The sequence below is a fragment of the Hydrogenimonas cancrithermarum genome (assembly GCF_030296055.1).
GTDB classification, from domain to species: Bacteria; Campylobacterota; Campylobacteria; order Campylobacterales; family Hydrogenimonadaceae; genus Hydrogenimonas; species Hydrogenimonas cancrithermarum.
The window spans coordinates 573,822-590,891 of sequence record NZ_AP027370.1 but is presented as its reverse complement, the minus strand read 5'-3'; the positions used below and the strand labels follow the sequence as shown (position 1 = coordinate 590,891).

Below are 17,070 nucleotides of genomic sequence, written 5' to 3'. Positions count from 1 at the left end.
AGCGTAGTTTTCAGGAGTGCACGTGAGTATCAAAGAGCAGGTGGAGTTTGCGAAAGAGGAGCTGACGCAGGATGAGAAGCTTCTTTCGGGATTGATCAAAGTGGAGCGTTTTTACAAGCGTAACAGGTTGGCCATTCTGGCCGTTGCGGTTCTCGTCGTGGTTGGCGGTATTGGGTATGGCGTGATGGGATATCTGAAAGAGCAACAGCTTCTGCGCGCCAATGCGGCTTTTTTACAGCTGCAGAAAAATCCTTCGGACAAAGGGGCGCTGGAGACGCTGAAAAAGGAGAACCCGCCATTGGCCCGGCTGGTATTGCTCCAGCATGCGACGCAGGCGGGTGATGTGAGCACACTCGAGACGCTGGCGGAAAGCAAAGATGAGGTTGTTTCCGATTTGGCCCGCTATCATCTGGGTGTCTGGAAAAAGAGTGCGGAAACGATCAAGAACTATCGGATGCAGAGCGAGGCACTCTTGAAAGATTTTGCGATATTCGATGAGGCTTATCTTCTGATGAAGGCGGGTGAAGTTTCGCAGGCCAAAGAGAGGCTGGCGATGATCGCCGACAGCTCTCCGCTCAAAGCCGCTGCACGGATGCTGAACCACTACGGCATCGCCGCGTCGGGCAAAAAAGAAGGGTCCAGATGATCCGATCGTCCGTTTTCTCCTTTCTGCTTCTCCTTTTTGCACTTCTTGGCACCGGATGCAGCGAAAAAAACTACTTCGAACCCGAAACGATCGAAGGGGTCGTCAACTACGACGGCGAACTGCCGGCCAAAATCGTTGAGATCGGCTACGATTCCGCGACCCTCGCAAACGGACAGGTTATTACCGAAGAGGGGCTCTTGTCCTACCATCTGCCGAAGGGGTATCGCTACATCGCTCAGTCGGGGCCCCTTGTCGCCGCAGCCGGAGACTGCAAGCCCAATATCATTTTCAATACGGAGACAAACAGCAGCGACACGATCGATCTTCCCCGGCGGCTTCTCGCGGCGCTTTTCATTCCGGGAACCGATGCCATCGCCTTTTTGATCGAAGGGAACAGTTACGGAATCTATGACTACAAAGCGAAAAAGACAATCGTGAAGTATGGGTCCGATCCCGCTCTGACGGCCGACATACGCATCGCATCGCCGATGATGCTCGAGCAGCTCGTGCTGATTCCGACACTCGACGGAAAACTGGTGATCCTGAACAAAAACAATGGCGCGAAAGTGCGTGAAATCGTCGTCGGCAAAGGGGAGGAGTTCAACAACATCATTTTTCTCGACGTTATCGGGAACCGACTCGTTGCCGCGACACCGCATCGCATCATTTCCGTCAGCCCCAAACTGATGGATGCCCAGACACTGGAGATAAGCCACGTGCTTTTCCTGGAAGACGGTATCTATATCCTCTCGAAAGAGGGGACGATCTATCACTGCGATACCGATCTGAAAATTCTGCAGAGCAGAAAATTTCCATTCGCGCACTTCGTCGGCGCGATCTACGGCGAGTTTATCTATCTGATCGAAAAGCAGGGGTATATCATCGCAACCGATCCCGTCCTTGCATCGGAAAATGTCTTCGAGATTCCCGACGAGATCGACGACTGGTTTTTCGCGACAAAGGATACACTCTACTATGAGAAGTACTATTTCAAACTTCACCAGTAGCGGCATGACGATGAAATCGGTTCTGGAGCCGTTACAGGCGAGAGGGTATCTTTTCAAACGGTTCGAGCCGTTTGCTCTGAAGACGATAGGAAGCCGCAAACGGATGGAGGTCTATCACGGTATCGATCTGAAAAACAGGTATGTTCTCGTCTTTGTGGTCGACAAAAAGAGCAGGGTATTGCAAAAAGAGGTGCGCGAGTGGTTCGACCTCAAGAGCAGGATCGAAAACCATTATGGTTATAAAATTTTGCAGAACATCGTTTTGATACGGGCACCGCTATGTTCCAAAGCGAAGGCACTGCTCGAGTCGGAAGGGTGGAAGGTCATTGCCGTATGACACTATGTGACGTCGGCAACAGCCGGATGCACTTTTTCGACAATGGAAAGATATTCCATCTTTCCCACGCGGAGGGAATAGAGAGATATAAAGAGAAAGCGCTCTTTTTTATCTGCGTCAACGACGAAGTCAGAAGGACGATCGAAGCTTCGGCACCCCGATGGATCGATCTTTCCGGCCGGCATCTGCTGAATACGCAGTATCGTGGGCTTGGAGTCGATCGGGAGGCGGCGTGCCTCGGCATATGGGACGGAGTGGTCATCGATGCGGGAAGTGCCGTCACCGTCGATGTGATGGAAGAGGGCCGCCATCTGGGTGGCTGGATATGGCCGGGGATCCGTGCCATGCTCGATGCCTACCGTGCGGTTTCACCGAAACTGATGTTCGATCTCAATCCGCACGTCGACTTGGAAAAGCTTCCGATGAAGACGCGTGATGCGATCAGCTTCGCGATTCTGGCACCGATAAAAAGAGTGACAGAGCGGTTTGCCAAAGGAAAGCGTATCGTCGTAACGGGTGGTGATGCACCGATCGTCGCCCCCCTTCTACCGGAGGCGGAGATCGACGAGACCGTTATATTTAAAGGAATGAAACTGATGCTAAAGGAAGAAGAATGTTGACCATTGCACTGCCGAAAGGGCGGATTGCCGAGGAGACGCTTGATATTTTCGAGACGATTTTCGGAAATGCGTTCAAATTCGAGTCACGCAAACTTATCCTGGAGATGGGAGCGTTTCGATTCCTGCTCGTACGAAACCAGGATGTACCGACCTATGTGGCCCACCAGGCGGCCGATATCGGCGTTGTCGGGCTCGATGTGATAGAAGAGCAGGGGCTCGATGTCGTGCGTCTTCTCGATCTCGGTATCGGAAGATGCAAAGTGGCCGTGGGTATCAGAAACGAAGATGAGCTGGATTGGAGCAAACCACAGATGAAAGTGGCATCCAAAATGGTCAACATCACCCGCAACTACTTCAGTAAAAAAGCGATGGGCGTCGAGGTGATCAAACTCTATGGATCCATCGAGCTTGCACCGCTCGTCGGTCTGGCCGATGCGATTGTCGATATTGTTGAGACAGGAACGACGATGAAGGAGAACGGCTTGAAGGTAGCCGAGACGATTATGGAATCGAGTGCGCATCTGATCGCCAACAAACACAGCTTCCTCGCAAAAAAAAGCGAAATAATGGATCTCTATACGCAGATGGAAAAGGTTGTGTGTGGGGCTTGAGCTTTACGCGAAAATAGAGCCGCTTCTGGGCTTTGAAGAGGCGGTCGAGGCACTGTATGACTTCTATATCGGTCTGTTGAAAAGCTGGCAGCCCGATACACTCATCGATATCGGATGCGGAAGCGGGAAATTTTTAAAAAAAGCGCAAAGCGAGCTTGGCCTCGAAAAGGCGCTTGGTGTCGATTTGAGCGAGAGAATGGTGGAGCAGGCAAGGGCTCTCGGTATCGATGCCGAGGCGCTCGATGTGTGTGACGTTAAAGAGAGTTTCGATGCCGCCACGGCGATTTTCGATGTGCTGAACTACCTTCCGGAAGGGGAGCTGAAGCGTTTCATGGCGTGTGTCGGCAATGTGCTGAAGCCAGGCGGTATATTTGTCGCCGATATCAATACCCTCTACGGTTTCGAAGAGGTGGCGCAGGGATCGCTCGTCAGGTCGGACGACGCGTATCATCTCTCACTCGATTCCGTATTCGAAGGGGGACTTCTGAAAACGAGAATAGACTATTTTGAAAAATCTCGAAACGGTTGTTTTCTGCGCGAAACCGATACGATTGTTCAATACTACCATACGCCTGATACGATTGCCGGGATGAGCGGCCTCGAACTGATCCAGAGTTATCCGTTGCAGATGTATGGCGACGAAGCGGACAAAGAGATTTTGGTTTTCAGAAAGACTCCGTGATCTTCGCATTGGATGTCTGTTACAGGGGAGGCGAAGCCTTCTCCGCGGCAGTGGGGTTTTCGTCGTTCGAAGCGCGTTCCCCGCGCATCGAGTATACGGATCGTTCCGATATAGCTTGCAACTATATTCCGGGAGAGTTTTACAGACGCGAGCTGCCTGCGGTCGTACATCTCATCGAAAGATACCGTCTTGAACCCGAACTTCTCATCGTAGACGGCTACGTTACGCTCGATGAAAACGGAAGGGCGGGCTTCGGGTACGCGCTTTACGAATATTTCGAGCAGAGAGTACCGGTCATAGGCGTAGCCAAAAGCAGGTTTGGAAAGATCTCTTCACTCCATGAACTCTACCGGGGCGGAAGCAGACGTCCATTGTACATCACCGCAGCCGGCATCGAAATCGAAGAGGCAAAAGAGGCGATCGGGAAGATGCATGGACCCTATAGGATTCCGGATATATTGAGATATGTCGATAGATTGAGCAGGTATGAATGCGGGGAGGGGAAGTCGTTGCCGCCGGAAAAAGGCGGCAACCAGGTTACTTGATCTCTTCGAACGGGTTCGGGATGACGCGCTTGTGGTCGACGACGTACGGTACGAGTGCCGCGGCACGGGCACGTTTGATCGCTTTTTCAACCATCTCCTGGTGGCGTTTGCAGTTGCCTGTCAAACGGCGCGGCATGATTTTATAGCGCTCGGAGAGTGAGGCTTTGATGCTGTTGACATCTTTGTAGTCGATGAACTCGACTTTCGCTTCGCAATATTTGCAGTAACGTTTTGAATATTTTCTTCTTTCTGCCATAGTGTTTTTCCTTTTCTGGTATCGTCTTTAATTAAAATGGTATATCGTCTTCATCGATGTCGATGCTGGGCAGTTCCTGAACGGGTTGCTGCTGAGTCGGCTGTTGTGGCTGTGCAGGTGCGGAGTGGCTCGGCTGTTGCTGATTGTAGCTCGGTGCCGTCGGTTCGCTGTACCCGCCTTGTGCTGGTGGCTGCTGGCCGTATCCTTCGTTGTCGCCTTTTCGGTCGAGCATTTTCAGGTTCTCGACGGTGATGGAGTGGCGGCTTCGCTTCTGTCCGCTCTGATCGGTCCATTGTTCGAGCGTCAAACGCCCTTCAAGAAGAACGCGGCTTCCTTTTTTGAGGTACTGGTTGGCAACCTCCGCCGACCGGCCCCACACGGTGAAGTCGATGAACATCGTCTCATCTTTTTGCATGCCGCTGGCGTCTTTGAAACGGCGGTTGGTGGCGATACCGCATTTTGCGAGCGCCTGGCCGCTTGGCAGGTAGCGCAGCTCCACATCACGTGTCAGATTTCCGATCAGGATTACCTTGTTGAACATCGAATGGCCTTAAATAGTGTTATGCAGACTCGCCTGCGGTTTCCGCCGCTTTTGCAGCAGCTTCCTCTTTTTTCGCACTTGCAGCGCCCGCTTTGTTGACGAGGTTCTGCCATGCATTGATCTCTTTTTTGTTTTCGTATTTGACATTCATATAGCGAATGATATCTTCGTTGTAACGGAAGTTTCTTTCAAGTTCTTTGATAAGTGCGCTCGGAGCGGTATAGTAGATCACATAGTAGTATCCACGCGGATTTTTTTCGATTTCGTAGGCGAGCTTGCGCATGCCCCAGTCGAATGTAGCCGCGATTTCGGCACCGTTTTTCTCCAGAATCGACTTGACGTTGTCGATTTGTGCTTTGATCTCTTCTTCGGTCAGCGTCGGCTTGACGACGAAGAGTGTCTCGTAATGTCGTGTCATTAGGTGTTCTCCTTGTGGTATTAGCCCTCTTGGTTTTCTCCTCTTGCCTGGTTGCAAGAAGAAAGAGCAAAGAGCATCGCGATTTTACCCTAAGAAAGATTTAATTTTTATTAAGATTCCGAACAAAATGGTCTCTTTCTGACTCAAACCACCTGCGGCCTTGATGGCGAGTTCCCCTTCCGCCAGTGTGTCGAAGATCTTCTCGAAAAGATGTAGTGGGATCTTGACGGCGAGTCGTGCATGCTGCTCCACGAGTTGCCTGGGTGGGTTGTACCCCAGAATCGCCTTCGCGTCGGGTGCGCCGTGGAGTTTGATGTAGGTGTGGTACAAAAAGAGCTGGCTGACGAAATACTGGATGGCACGAAGGACCGCGAACTCGTCTTCGCCAAGCTGGTGCATCTGGCTGATCACCTCGGTCAGCGGTTTTCTCGAAAAGAGGGAGAATAGGAACGTCTCCATCGCCATGGGTGCCAAGGAGAAGATGTGTTCGTCGATCTCTTTTGCGCCGATGGGACCCTCCAGAATCGCCAGCTTCTGCAGTTCGTTGACAGCCATCGAGAGATTGAGGTTGAGTGCGACCAGAAGGTGTTCCATGGCGTAACGGTCCATCTGAAGACCGAGCTGCCGGGCCTGTTGTTGGACGACGGCGACGGCTTCGCCCAGGCTTGGCGGGAAAAAACGGACATGTTCGGCATTCATCTTTTTCGAAAAGGCGGAGGTCATCGTTTTGAAGTCGCTGCCGGTATAGGCGTAGATGAAAAAGTTGTTTTGGTTGCGAAAGGCCAGGTCGACAAGCTGTGTCAGCTCTTTTTTCGGGATCTTTTTGTCGCTTTTGACATAAAGCAGGTTGATGTCGCCAAAGAGTGAACTCTGCCCCAGATAGTTCTTCGCATTCACGAAGTCGTATTCGTCGTAGTAGAGCTTCAGCATTGATTCCCGTCCGCCGCTCATGGCGATGAGCCGCTCGGCGGTAGTGTCGATGTAGTAGTCATTGTCTCCGTAAAGCATCACCGATTTCGGCATGTCACCGCTTGAAAGCAGCTGGTCGAACTCTCTTTTATACATTCTCTTCCTGCGTCTGTTCTTCCAGAAGGTGTTTCGCCGATTCGACCAGAACGAAGATTTTCGCCTGCGCCATGTGGACGATGTTCACCTTCGCTTCGATGCGGTCGAAAAGCATAAGATCGCTCTTGTCACAGAAGATACGCATGCCGAGAATGTCGCGGTCGGTCGTCGCTGCCGGTATCTGCCCCGCTTCGATGACGACGGCATGCAGTGTGGCATCTTTGTGCGCTTCGGCCCAGCGGGCGTATTTTCGCGCCATGAAATCCCACTCGACCCGCGTCGCTTCCCGCTCGAGCTCGCTGATTTTGATGCAGAGCGGCTCGATGTTGCGTAGAATGTACTCCTTTTTTTTCTCGTCGTTCGAAAAGAGCGCTTTGAGCAGGCGGTGGAGTGTCAGGTCGGAGTAGCGCCGGATCGGCGAAGTGAAGTGGGTGTAACGCTCGAATCCCAATCCGAAGTGGCCGACGTTTTCGGCGCTGTAACTCGCCTTCTTCTGGGCCTGGATAATGAGCTGGTCGACGTAGGGTTCGACCCCTTTGGCGCGCGCCTCTTTCTGAAGCGCCAAAACGAGTGCATGGAAATCCTTTTCACTCTCTTCGACGTAGATGCCGATTTTGCCGAGCTCGTCGACCAGCTTTTCGATCCGCTCGGGCGTCACCGGTTCATGGATACGGAAAATTCCGTAGTCGAAATGTTCGGCGGCGGCTTTGTTGGCCAAAAGCATACAATCTTCGATCAGGCCGTGGGATGGGGTGGAAGCCTCGAGACGCGTCGAGACGAGATTGTGGTTTTCGTCCAGCACCATCCGCACTTCGGTGGAGAGAAAATCGTACCCCTTTTTGAGCCGCTCGGCCCGGAGCCGGTCGGTCACCGTTTTGAGCGGAAAGATAAAGGAGAGGGTCTCTTTGTCACTTTCGGGTGCGCTTTCGAGCCCGCTTTGCAGGTAGGCGTCGATCTCGTCGTAGTTGTAGCGCCGCCTGGAGCGGATAATCGCTTCGAAAAAGTGGTGTTTTTTCACTTCGAGCGTCTCGGCGTCGAGTTCGAGGCGGCAGACGTAGGCGAGGCGGTCGACGTCGGGTTTTAGCGAACATATGTTTTCACTCAGCGTACGCGGAAGCATCGGGATCGATTTGTGGGGGAAATAGATAGAAAATCCCCGGCTTCTCGCCTCTTTGTCGATGGCACAGTCGGGTGTGACGTAACTGCTGACATCCGCGATGGCGACATAGAGGGTGTGGCTCTTTTCATCCCAGTAGATCGCGTCATCGAAATCTTTGGCGTCGACGGGGTCGATCGTGCAGAAAGGCAGGTGGCGCAGGTCGGTTCGATCGGGATAGAGCGAAGCGTCGACCCTGTCGCCCCAGCTGTGCGCCTCTATCTCCGCCTCTTTGCTGAAGAGCTCTTGTTTGTTGAAGAGGGCGAGCGAAATCTTTTCGTCCACTTTCGGATCTGTCAGGCTGCCCAGAATCTGCGTAATCTGCGAGGTACGGTTGTCGACCTGGAAGACAGTGTGTTCATCGAGCTGGTCGGTCGGGCTTTTGAGCTCCATCGGCAGATCGGTTTTGACATCGAAAGCTTCCAGCCCCGATTCGGTGCGTTTGATATAGCCGATCGCGTAGACGAATGCGGGCTGTACCACTTTGACCACTTTGGCCGAAGGGCGGCCCGCTTTCGCGAAGAGCCGGCGGACGATGACATAATCGCCGTTCTTCGCGCCATGGAGGTTTTTCGGTTCGATCAGAAGGTCTTTACCTTTGGCTCCGATGAGTTCCAGAAAAGCGGTCCCGGAAGAGAGTACATCGAGTGTGCCGGCGCGGTATTTGGCGTCGAGCTTCACCATGCCGTCGGACTCTTTGACGATGTGCTCGCGAATCAGCTCCTCGAGCAGCGGAAGATACTCTTTCTCGATGTCGGTTCTGTAGGCGCCTTTGGCGATACGGGTGAGAAAGGCTCTCATTTTTCGATCTTCTCGACGGCTTCCTGCAGGTTTTGGCTTTCAAGACCGAAGCGGTCCGCCTTTTCGTATGCACTTTGAAGACATGTCTCGCAAAAGGGGTGCAAAAAGGGAACGGCTTCTTTTATGACATGGAGGATTTCCGTCTGTTTTCGAATCGATTCATTCGCTTCCGCAGGGTTTTGAAGATGGCGCATCATTTCGATCATGATTTCGCTGAACTGCCAATGCTTGAACATCAGTGCCGCGATCCATTCGCTCGTGATGCTGAGAAACTCTTTCTCGACATTTGCGATCTCTTCCGCTGTTTCTGCTGACTGGAGCGCTTTTCGGAAAGCTTCGGAGCTGCCATCCTCGGAAAGTACGATCGAAGCGATCACTTTGCCGAGTTCCATGAGAAGAGAGATTGTCATCATCTCCTGCTGATGGGCCTGCACCATGGGTTTCCCCCATGCGAGCGTCAGGGCGTTTTGCATCGAGGAGACTTTCATCAAGTGGCTCTGGTCGACACCATAGGGAGCGAGATCGATCGAGACACTGTTTCTAATGGCGTATGAAATGGCGAATCCCTGAATCGTGCCCATTCCGAAAAGTGCGATCGCCTGGTCGATCGAGGTGATTTGCCGGCTGAATCCATACAGTGGTGAATTGGCGGCTTTGAGAATATCGGCTGTGAACATCGGATCTTCTTTGATAATGGGAACGAGCTCTTTGATGCTTTTTTCCGGGTCGTCGCAGATTTCGCGTACCTTGACGACACTCTCGGGCAGAGGAGGAAGGGATTTGATTTTTTTTATGATCTTTTCAACCATGTAGGATCTCCGGCAGTGGAATGATTTGCAAATATTGTACATAATGGATACTTAAAAGCCGACCTCTCCACGCTCTTTCGGAAAAAGAGAGTTTGCACATTTGTACGAAAGAAAAAATTTATATGGTTCAAAGCACCATTTCAATATAATCACCAAAATTTTCTCAAAAGGACACAATATGGCATTGAATGTCTATTACGACAAAGATTGCGATATCTCGATTATACAATCCAAGAAAGTGGCGATGATCGGTTTCGGAAGCCAGGGGCATGCGCACGCGGAAAATCTTCGTGACAGCGGTGTCGAAGTGGTTGTCGGTCTTCGCAAAAACGGCAGCAGCTGGAAAAAAGCGGAGGCGAAAGGCTTCAAAGTGATGGAAGTCGCCGATGCTGTCAAAGATGCCGACGTCGTCATGATCTTGCTGCCGGATGAAAATCAGGCGGAGATCTACGCCAACGAGATCGCTCCCAACCTCAAAAGCGGCGCTACGATCGCTTTCGGCCACGGATTCAACATCCACTACGGGCGTATCCAGCCCGCGAGCGACATCAATGTCATGATGGTCGCGCCCAAGGCTCCGGGCCATACGGTTCGAAGCGAGTTCGTCAAAGGCGGCGGCATTCCCGATCTCATCGCGGTCGAGCAGGACCCGAGCGGCAACACCAAAGCACTCGCACTCTCCTATGCATCGGCTATCGGCGGCGGCCGTACCGGTATCATCGAAACGACATTCAAAGACGAGACCGAAACCGACCTCTTCGGTGAGCAGGCGGTTCTTTGCGGCGGCGTAAGCGCACTGATCCAGGCAGGTTTCGAGACACTCGTAGATGCCGGCTACCCGGAAGAGATGGCGTACTTCGAGTGCCTGCATGAGATGAAATTGATCGTCGACCTGATTTTCGAAGGCGGTATCGAAGATATGCGCTACTCCATCTCCAATACGGCAGAGTACGGCGACATGGTGAGCGGACCGCGCGTTATCAACGACGAGAGCCGCAAAGCGATGAAAGAGATTCTCAAAGAGATTCAAAACGGAAAATTCGCCAAAGACTTCATCCTCGAAGGCCAGGCGGGGTATCCGCGCATGAACGCCGAGCGCAAAAACCTTCACAACCATCCGGTCGAAGTGACGGGCCGCCGTCTGCGTGCGATGATGCCGTGGATCAAAGCCAACAAAATCGTCGACCAGGAAACCAACTAAGGTATCATTTCCGCACTTTCGGGTGCGGAAGTATCAGCGATGACAAAACGTAAACAGCCTACGAAACGAAGAAAATCCCCTTCTGCCAAACGCAAAAAAAGCGCTCAATCCAACCATTTCATCACCTACCTTCTTATTGGACTGACCGGTTTTTTGATCGTCTCCATTCTCATGGGTATCGCCGGATGGATCGGTTATGAAACGGGGAAAGAGAGTGCCGCCAAAGCCTGCAAAAGTGAAGTGGCGCACTATCGTGAAGATCTGCAGGCTCTTCGGAAAAAGCTCCGTACGGTACGTGCCGAACCGAAAACCAAAGCCGCAAAAAGTGAAGAACTCTCGGAAATAAAAGATTATCTTCAGGCGGGCGGAAGCGAGAAGAGAGGCAAGCCGGCTGCGAAAGAAGAGGTCGAACTGAAGCGTCCGAAACTCGCGATCATTATCGACGACGTCGCATTCGCTTCACAAGTCCGGGCGATCCGCGCATTGCCGTGGCATATCACACCTTCGCTCTTTCCTCCTTCGAAGCGGCATCCGGATACGTCGAGGATCGCTTCAAAACTCGACCACTACATGATCCACCTGCCGATGGAAGCGATGAATTACAACCGTCCGGAAGATGAGACGCTCACGACGGCAAGCAGCAGCGAGGAGATCGAACTTCGTCTCCGAAAGCTCCGCCGCTGGTTTTCCAACGCCCACTTCATCAACAACCACACCGGAAGCAGATTCACCTCCGATATGGCTTCGATGCAGCGTTTCTATCCGATTGCGAAACGATACGGGTTCGTATTCATCGACAGCCGTACCACGCCAAAGACCGTCGTGCCGAAAATTTGCAAGCAGTACAAAGACCCCTATGTCGCACGCGATATCTTTCTCGACAACAGGCCCGATATCGATTATATCCGCGGTCAGCTCAAAAAAGCGGTACGTATCGCCAGGTCACACGGTTATGCCATCGCGATCGGCCACCCCCATGCCGTTACGCTCAAAGCGCTTGCCGGCTCCGGATCGATTCTGAAAGGGGTCGATGTGGTCTATATCGACGAACTTTACAGAAAAATTCGGTAGTATAAAGAAAAAACGGGAGTTGTCGATGAAAAAAATCGTCACGGCACTTCTTATGGCTCTGATCACGGCTTTTGCGGTATCGCCTTTTTTTTCGCTTCAGCAGACGCAGCTACTCGGTATCGTCACTCTTCTGGTGGTGATGTGGACCAACAACGCCTTGCCGCTCGGTGTGGTTTCGCTCCTTCCGATTCTGCTTTTCCCGGCTTTTGGAATCATCGATCTCGGCAGTGTGACGCCCAACTACGCCAAATCGATTATCTTTCTCTTTCTCGGCGGTTTCATGCTCGCCATCGCGATGCAAAAGTCCAACCTCCATGTGCAGCTCTCCAACCGGCTGCTTCATCTTTTTCCCCATACGGCACGGGGCATCATCTATGCCATGGCGATCGTCTCCGCCGCTTTGAGTTCGATACTTTCGAATACGACGATTACGTTGATGCTCCTGCCGATCGGCCTCTTTATCAGCAACAACGCACGGTTGAAGGTGCGCATTCTCCTGGCGATCGCCTACGGTGCGAGCATCGGGGGCATTCTGACACCTATCGGCACACCTCCTAACCTTCTTCTGCTCGGATACCTCGATACAATAGGATTGCAGGCACCGACATTCACGGGATGGATGGCGATGACGGCACCGGTTGTAGTGTCGATGCTGCTTCTGATGCCGTGGTTTTTAAGCATCGGCCTCAAGGATGAGCCCATCGGACGGCTCGTCGAGACGATCGAGCCTTTTACGAAAGCACAGAAGAAGCTTCTGTGGATTCTTGCGATTCTCTCGATCGTTCTGATCCTCAATACACCGATCAAACCGTGGTACCCCGGACTCGGGTTGAATGAAAAAGGATTGCTGCTCGCAGCGGGGCTCATTCTTTTTCTGCCCGGGATCGATCTGCTGGAGTGGGAGGACAGCCGTTCGATTCCCTATGAGATCATCTTTCTTTTCGGAGCGGGTTTCAGTATCGCCGCAGCGTTCGGTTCGACCCACCTTGCCGAAGCGATTGCCATGAAACTGCAGTTTGTCCATATGTTGCCGCTTTGGTCGATGCTGGCGGTTATCGCCCTGGTTATCAGCTTTTCTACCGAAATCACGAGCAATACGGCGTTGACCTCGATCGCCCTGCCGGTCATGGCCCAGCTTTACGGTATCCAGAGTCCGGAAACGCTGCTGATTCTCATGGTAACGACCATCGCGGCGAGTTACGCCTTTATGCTTCCCATCGCGACACCGCCCAACGCGATCGTCATGAGTTCGCGGGTCATCGAAGTCAAGACGATGGCGACGATCGGCTTTTTTATCGATCTCGCCGGTGTCGCCATCGTTTCCGTTACCGCCTATTTCCTATGGCAGTGGGTTCTTTAGATGATAGAACGGATCGATTTTCGTATCGAAGCGCTCGAAGCGATGAAGCGGTATCCCGAAACACTCTATTGCATTGGCAATACCGGCTTGTTGGAGGCTCGGAAGGTTTCGATCGTCGGTACGCGAAGACCCAACAGCTATACAAAGCGCATGGTGATGCAGCTTGCGGCTTCTTTGAGCCGTCGCGGCGTCGTGGTGGTCAGCGGTGCGGCGATGGGCGTCGACGCCCTTGCCCACCGAGGTGCTGGCAGTGAAAGAACGATCGCGGTGATGGGCAGTGGGCTCGATATCCGCTATCCTGCCGTCAACGCTTCTTTGATCGAAGAGATCGAGCGTAAAGGCCTCGTATTGAGTCGGTTCGAACCCGGTTTCAAGGCGGCTCCCTGGAGTTTCGTAGTTCGTAACGAAATGGTCGTGGCGTTGGGAGAGGTACTGGTCGTGGCGCAGGCCGACAGAAAGAGCGGAACGATGCGTAGCGTCGAGTTCGCCAAAGCGATGGGGAAGCCGATCTATGTCTTTCCCCACCGGCTCGGAGAGAGTGAGGGGAGCAACGATCTTCTCAAAGAGGGGAGGGCGGAAGCAATTTTCGATATCGAGTCGTTCACTGACATGTTCGGAGAAAGAGGCTCTTCGGAGGAGGATGAGTTCATGGCTTTCTGCCGGACCTCGCCGAGTTACGAAGAGGCGTTGAAACGATTCGGACAAAGAGTCTTCGAAGCGGAGCTCGAAGGGGTGGTCGCCGTATGCGACGGACGTCTCGTGCTCCGTTGATACACCGCTTGGGCCGAGACCGGAAGAAAAAGGAGAAAAGCGTTGAAAAATCTCATAAAACTGATTTTGGCCATCGTGGGGATCCAAGCACTGCTGATGGCGGAGGGATTCACCCTCGAAAGTCCCGATGTTTCGGGAGAGCTCTCCGTCGAACAGCTCTACGACGGTTTCGGATGCAACGGCGGGAACATCTCTCCCTTACTGCGATGGCATGGCGAGCCGAAGGGAACGAAGAGTTTCGCCGTGACGCTCTACGATCCGGATGCTCCGATGGGAAGCGGTTGGTGGCACTGGATCGTTTTCAATATCCCTTCCGATGTCCATCGCCTGCCCAAAGGAGCGGGTGATCCGAAAAGAGGTTCGCTTCCCAAAGGGACGGTCCAGAGTGTGAACGATTTCGGAACCGTCGGATACGGCGGAGCCTGTCCGCCAGTCGGAGACCGCCCCCACCGATATGTTTTCACCGTCTACGCACTCGATGTGGAAAGCATTCGGCTTCCATTCGATACGCCTCCAGCGATGGTGGAATCGACGCTCGAAAAACATGCCCTGGCGAAAGCGTCGTTCGTCGCCTACTACGGACGGTAGAGGATGCTCTATGTGGCGGCGGCCCTCGTGCTGCTTTTCTATGGAGCGCTCCTTTATCGCGTCTATCTGACCGATCGTCGCATCGAAACGACCGCGATCGGTCTCGTTCTGATTTTCGGAGCTTCGTTCTTTACGGCATTTACGCGGACGATGCTGGTCTACAAGCCCATCATGGTCGTGCATATCGCGTTGACGCTGCTTTGCTGGTACGGTGTGGCGATCTATCTTCTTTACCGAAGGTTCAACCTGTGGCTTCTTCTTTCACCGGCCGCCACGATCGCCGCCTTCTTTTTCGTCGCATGGTTTTTCAAGGAGGCGTAGGTGGAGCGTGAAAGAGTCGCGGCCATCGATGTGGGCCTCAAGCGTATCGGTACGGCGATCGCACTGGATGGGAAGACTGTGCTGCCGCAAACCCCTATTCTCCGCAAAAACCGTGATCAGGCGGCGCGGGATGTGGACGCTTTCCTCGAATCGTGGAAGATCGACCGGCTCGTGGTCGGTTTGCCGAAAGGGGGTGGCAGCGAAGAGGAGATGGAGCGGAGAATCCATCACTTTGTCTCGCTTTTGAACTTTACTGGCGCGATCGAATTTGTGGACGAAGCATACAGCAGCGCGGAAGCGGCGGAGATGATGAAAGGGGTGATGCGGCAGCGCCACGACGGCCGGCTCGATTCCATCGCGGCCCAGCTCATCCTCGAACGCTACCTCTCACGGAGCGCCCCTCAGTAACTCTCGCTATCGAACATCTCGGGCGTGAAGACGACGACACGGTTGCGTCCCTCCTCTTTTGCCCGGTAGAGGGCGACATCGGCGTATTTGATCGCTTCTCGGAGGGTTTTCGCCACTTCGGGAAAGAGACTCAGGCCGATCGATACGGTTTTGCTTACGTGGGTTCCTTGGACCAACAGGCTCTGCTCTTCGAACCGCTTCCGGATCGTTTCGGCCACTTTTTCCGCTCCCTCCGGCGTACTTTCGTGAAGAAGGACGACGAACTCTTCGCCACCGTACCGGGCGACGATGTCGGAACTTCTGACGGAGCGTACGATCGTATCGGCAAGAAGCTTGATGAACTGGTCGCCCACATCGTGTCCGTAGGTGTCGTTGACTTTCTTGAAGAAGTCGATATCCAGCATCAATACCGCATATCGGGTGGCGTGGCGATCGGCCTGCTGGTTGACCTTGTCGATGAACTCCTCGAGAAACTTCCGGTTGTAGACTCCCGTCAGACCGTCGTGCATCGATTTCTCGTGGAGCTTTTGCATTAACAGCCTGCTTTCGATGACCGGTTTGGCATTTTCGAGATAGTTTTGCAGTGTGAGCGCGCTTTTTTGGAAGCGGGCGCTTCGGGCGGCGTCATTTTCCAGGAGCATGATGATTAGAGAGTAGTTTTCGGTGATCGAGAAGGGCATACAGTAGTAGAAGGCGAAGGAGCCGTGATAGTGGGGGCACAAATCGGGGAACTGGTCGGAATTGACACTGTTGCCCGTCCGGTAGGCCCGACACTCCGTTGCGAGTTCCATTGAAACTTCCGAGCACGGAGGTTTCGGTTCAGTCGTATATAGGATGTCGCGTCTATTCTCTTTCGACTCGACACTGAAGATGACGAAATGGTCCGTTTGCATGATCTCCCGGACGACGTTCGCGATGCGGTCGTAGATTTCCGGAAGCGAGACGTCATGTTCGATCGTCAGTTTGAAACGGTGGATTTTTGAAAGCAAATCGATCGTTCGAGAAGCGTTTTCGAGCGGATCGGCGGAGTCGACGACCGGATTCTTCAGGAGGATGGCGAGTTTATGTTCGATCGTGCCGATCGTGTTTTGGAACTTTTCGATCAAGAGATTGTAGAGATCGGCGACGGCACGGATGTCCCGGCTCGCCACGTTCGCTTCGACCTTCCGGCTGAAATCTCCCAACCTCGCCCGTTTCAGTGACTCCTGAAGCATTTCGAAAAAGGCGAGATAGGGGCGCAGGATGATTTTGACGGCGAAGAGTGCCAGAACGATGAAAACGAACGTGATCGCCGCGATTTTGAGCAGCGTGAAGATACCGTCGCGCCGAATGTCGCTGATGTCGAACTCCAGACTGATCGCGCCGAGGACATCCCTCTCTTTTACATTGTGGCATTCGAGGCAGTTGGGGTCGCTGTAGGCGGAGGCGGTGTAGGGGATGGTAACGCGAAGAAGCGCTTCGGCCGTACTTTCGCTGAGCCTCTCGACGGCTTGGCCTGTCTCGAGGACCCTTTTGTCCAGATTGTCTCGCGGCATTTCGTTTTCGAGGCCTTTTCCATACTGTTTCGAGACGTTTTCGGAACGGACGATCCAGAGTTTTTTGATATTCTTTGTACGGGCGATCGAGTCGAGGAAAACGCGCCTCTTTTCCATGATTCCGTTGACCATGTGTGCGGTGAGGCCGTCGCGGACGATCTCCGCCGTCAATTTCGCTTTCTCGATCGAACTCTTGTAGGCGTAGTTGCGGAAGTTGAGGGCGGCATTGATCATGATAGCGACCGAAAAGAGGATCAGCAGCAGCGACGTGAAGAGAAAGAGTTTGCGCTTGGTATCCACGGTTTTCCTTTTGTATGGATT

Annotated in this window: 21 protein-coding genes; 14 read left to right on the top strand and 7 right to left on the bottom strand. The window is 53.1% G+C overall.

The genetic code is table 11. The annotated features are described in order from the left end of the window. Positions 1-22 precede the first annotated feature (22 nt). The 7 genes from QUD54_RS03010 to QUD54_RS02980 are packed head-to-tail and all read left to right on the top strand — an operon-like array spanning position 23 to position 4,448. Positions 23-646, top strand: coding sequence for a hypothetical protein (locus tag QUD54_RS03010; RefSeq protein WP_286337483.1), 624 nt, complete (start codon positions 23-25; stop codon positions 644-646). Then, a complete protein-coding gene (locus QUD54_RS03005; RefSeq protein ID WP_286337482.1) occupies positions 643-1,653 on the top strand; it encodes a hypothetical protein in 1,011 nt (336 codons plus the stop codon). Before QUD54_RS03010 ends, QUD54_RS03005 begins: the two co-directional genes overlap by 4 nt. Further along, positions 1,622-1,990 carry a hypothetical protein gene (locus QUD54_RS03000; protein ID WP_286337481.1) on the top strand — a complete coding sequence of 123 codons (369 nt, stop codon included), beginning with the start codon at positions 1,622-1,624 and terminating at the stop codon, positions 1,988-1,990. Before QUD54_RS03005 ends, QUD54_RS03000 begins: the two co-directional genes overlap by 32 nt. Beyond that, positions 1,987-2,610 carry a type III pantothenate kinase gene (locus QUD54_RS02995; RefSeq protein WP_286337480.1) on the top strand — a complete coding sequence of 208 codons (624 nt, stop codon included), beginning with the start codon at positions 1,987-1,989 and terminating at the stop codon, positions 2,608-2,610. The genes QUD54_RS03000 and QUD54_RS02995 overlap by 4 nt, the downstream gene beginning before the upstream one ends. Continuing rightward, positions 2,604-3,221 (top strand): ATP phosphoribosyltransferase, encoded by a 618-nt coding sequence (gene hisG, locus QUD54_RS02990; protein WP_286337479.1) that lies wholly within the window; start codon positions 2,604-2,606, stop codon positions 3,219-3,221. Before QUD54_RS02995 ends, hisG begins: the two co-directional genes overlap by 7 nt. Beyond that, positions 3,211-3,903, top strand: coding sequence for a class I SAM-dependent DNA methyltransferase (locus tag QUD54_RS02985; RefSeq protein WP_286337478.1), 693 nt, complete (start codon positions 3,211-3,213; stop codon positions 3,901-3,903). Before hisG ends, QUD54_RS02985 begins: the two co-directional genes overlap by 11 nt. After that, a complete protein-coding gene (locus QUD54_RS02980; protein ID WP_286337477.1) occupies positions 3,900-4,448 on the top strand; it encodes an endonuclease V in 549 nt (182 codons plus the stop codon). Before QUD54_RS02985 ends, QUD54_RS02980 begins: the two co-directional genes overlap by 4 nt. Here QUD54_RS02980 and rpsR read toward each other — a convergent pair. The 6 genes from rpsR to QUD54_RS02950 form a co-directional block, all read right to left on the bottom strand. Beyond that, positions 4,441-4,704 carry a 30S ribosomal protein S18 gene (gene rpsR / locus QUD54_RS02975; protein WP_286337476.1) on the bottom strand — a complete coding sequence of 88 codons (264 nt, stop codon included), beginning with the start codon at positions 4,702-4,704 and terminating at the stop codon, positions 4,441-4,443. The two genes, QUD54_RS02980 and rpsR, sit on opposite strands and share 8 nt — an antisense overlap. Positions 4,705-4,735: 31 nt before the next feature. Further along, positions 4,736-5,245, bottom strand: coding sequence for a single-stranded DNA-binding protein (locus tag QUD54_RS02970; protein WP_286337475.1), 510 nt, complete (start codon positions 5,243-5,245; stop codon positions 4,736-4,738). 19 nt (positions 5,246-5,264) lie between these two features. Further along, on the bottom strand, positions 5,265-5,663 hold the full coding sequence (gene rpsF, locus QUD54_RS02965) for a 30S ribosomal protein S6 (protein WP_286337474.1): 399 nt from the start codon (positions 5,661-5,663) through the stop codon (positions 5,265-5,267). A gap of 84 nt (positions 5,664-5,747) precedes the next feature. After that, positions 5,748-6,728, bottom strand: coding sequence for a DNA polymerase III subunit delta (gene holA, locus QUD54_RS02960; protein ID WP_286337473.1), 981 nt, complete (start codon positions 6,726-6,728; stop codon positions 5,748-5,750). Continuing rightward, positions 6,721-8,685: a VacB/RNase II family 3'-5' exoribonuclease gene (locus QUD54_RS02955; protein WP_286337472.1), complete on the bottom strand. Its 1,965-nt coding sequence runs from the start codon at positions 8,683-8,685 to the stop codon at positions 6,721-6,723. Before QUD54_RS02955 ends, holA begins: the two co-directional genes overlap by 8 nt. Beyond that, a complete protein-coding gene (locus QUD54_RS02950; RefSeq protein ID WP_286337471.1) occupies positions 8,682-9,494 on the bottom strand; it encodes an HDOD domain-containing protein in 813 nt (270 codons plus the stop codon). Before QUD54_RS02950 ends, QUD54_RS02955 begins: the two co-directional genes overlap by 4 nt. Positions 9,495-9,672: 178 nt before the next feature. On the opposite strand from QUD54_RS02950, the gene ilvC reads away from it, so the two are divergent. From ilvC to ruvX, 7 genes are read left to right on the top strand one after another with little or no spacing between them, the layout of a single operon-like run. Continuing rightward, complete coding sequence (gene ilvC, locus QUD54_RS02945; protein ID WP_286337470.1) at positions 9,673-10,695, top strand: ketol-acid reductoisomerase; 1,023 nt, start codon at positions 9,673-9,675, stop codon at positions 10,693-10,695. A gap of 39 nt (positions 10,696-10,734) precedes the next feature. Then, entirely contained in the window at positions 10,735-11,766 is a 1,032-nt protein-coding gene (locus tag QUD54_RS02940) for a divergent polysaccharide deacetylase family protein (RefSeq protein ID WP_286337469.1), read from the top strand. Between the two features lie 25 nt (positions 11,767-11,791). Then, complete coding sequence (locus QUD54_RS02935) at positions 11,792-13,126, top strand: SLC13 family permease (protein ID WP_286337468.1); 1,335 nt, start codon at positions 11,792-11,794, stop codon at positions 13,124-13,126. Continuing rightward, positions 13,127-13,897, top strand: a complete 771-nt coding sequence (locus QUD54_RS02930; protein WP_286337467.1) for a DNA-processing protein DprA — start codon at positions 13,127-13,129, stop codon at positions 13,895-13,897. Between the two features lie 42 nt (positions 13,898-13,939). Continuing rightward, entirely contained in the window at positions 13,940-14,485 is a 546-nt protein-coding gene (locus QUD54_RS02925) for a YbhB/YbcL family Raf kinase inhibitor-like protein (RefSeq protein WP_286337466.1), read from the top strand. Between the two features lie 3 nt (positions 14,486-14,488). Continuing rightward, a complete protein-coding gene (locus QUD54_RS02920) occupies positions 14,489-14,806 on the top strand; it encodes a hypothetical protein (protein WP_286337465.1) in 318 nt (105 codons plus the stop codon). Beyond that, complete coding sequence (gene ruvX, locus QUD54_RS02915; RefSeq protein ID WP_286337464.1) at positions 14,807-15,214, top strand: Holliday junction resolvase RuvX; 408 nt, start codon at positions 14,807-14,809, stop codon at positions 15,212-15,214. On the opposite strand, the gene QUD54_RS02910 is transcribed toward ruvX, so the two are convergent. Then, positions 15,208-17,049: a sensor domain-containing diguanylate cyclase gene (locus QUD54_RS02910; RefSeq protein ID WP_286337463.1), complete on the bottom strand. Its 1,842-nt coding sequence runs from the start codon at positions 17,047-17,049 to the stop codon at positions 15,208-15,210. The genes ruvX and QUD54_RS02910 overlap by 7 nt on opposite strands. Positions 17,050-17,070: the final 21 nt, after the last annotated feature.